Origin of the sequence: Vibrio sp. 10N.222.48.A3 (genome assembly GCF_041475345.1) — a bacterium.
Taxonomy (GTDB): Bacteria; Pseudomonadota; Gammaproteobacteria; order Enterobacterales; family Vibrionaceae; genus Vibrio; species Vibrio tasmaniensis_A.
In genome coordinates, this window is sequence record NZ_JBFRVX010001139.1 from 1 (window position 1) to 994 (window position 994).

Annotated in this window: 3 protein-coding genes; all 3 read left to right on the top strand. The window is 40.8% G+C overall.

Features of this window, described 5'->3' with window-relative positions:
* Nucleotides 1-199, top strand: a 199-nt coding sequence (locus tag AB4653_RS24420) for a YaeP family protein (protein ID WP_372105530.1), incomplete at its 5' end; no start/stop codon positions are given.
* A gap of 1 nt (nt 200) precedes the next feature.
* Entirely contained in the window at nt 201-392 is a 192-nt protein-coding gene (locus AB4653_RS24425; RefSeq protein WP_009847437.1) for a DUF4250 domain-containing protein, read from the top strand.
* Nucleotides 393-618: 226 nt separating this feature from the next.
* Nucleotides 619-945, top strand: a complete 327-nt coding sequence (locus tag AB4653_RS24430; protein ID WP_009847438.1) for a hypothetical protein — start codon at nt 619-621, stop codon at nt 943-945.
* The last annotated feature ends 49 nt before the right edge of the window (nt 946-994 follow it).

The window sequence follows — 994 nt, forward strand, 5'->3', positions numbered from 1 at the left end:
AGTATACGATTGTTGTGATTTGGTGCGTGAACTGTATTCTCAAATTGGCAGTGGCGACCAAGGCTATATCCCTAAAGCGATCACCTGCGCGGTAAAAACATTGAACGACCTTGCTGCAGATGAATCTCTTCCTAAAGAAGCAAGAGATCGTGCTGCATTTGCCGCAGCGAATCTACTGATCTCAGATTTCGAGGACTAATATGAACCTCGCTAACTTTGAAAAGATGGATCCTGTGATGTTGATGAGCATCGTCAACATGAAACTGCGTGACGATTTCGGCGGTGACTTGGATCGAGTAGTCAACTTCTATGAAATCGACAAAGCGGCATTGACTGCAAAACTTGCGTCTGCCGGTTTTGAGTTTCTTCCTGAAGCAAAACAGTTTCGATAATCATTTAGAACAAACTTAAATTTTAAAGACCAACCTCTGTGTTGGTCTTTTTGTTTCTAGGGCAGGCTAAACACGAATAAACTTATTATAAATTATCTGTTTGTACCTATACTTTTATATCCTAGAGTCAGCCAACACTCCTTGAATCAAAGCGTGTTGTTGTATAGGCTACTCCAAACAGCATATAAAACTCATCACCAAATTCGATGATATCGAAGGACTAACAATGAAAAGACTCGGACTTTTAGCCGTTATCGCAGCCGTATTTACCGCAGGTTGTGCTTCAAATACTCAACAAGACAACTTCCGTGAAGCCTCTTTTGAGCTGTGTAATACTGAAGTCGATATCTACTCTGTAAGCCATGATGAAAGAGTACGTATCGTCTGCTCTGACGGCTCTAAATTTGCCTTAAACAGTGAAGATACGCTAGAAATTATGCGCGATATCAACATCGACTATTGTGATGGCGAAGGCTTAGGTAAATTCAACGAAAGCCGTCACTACTACTCTTTCAAGTGTAAGTCAGGCACCCTACTTAGCATTAAAAAGTAGAAGCTACACAAGAAAGCGATAAAGCAATAAAGGGTTGATGTGAAAGCAT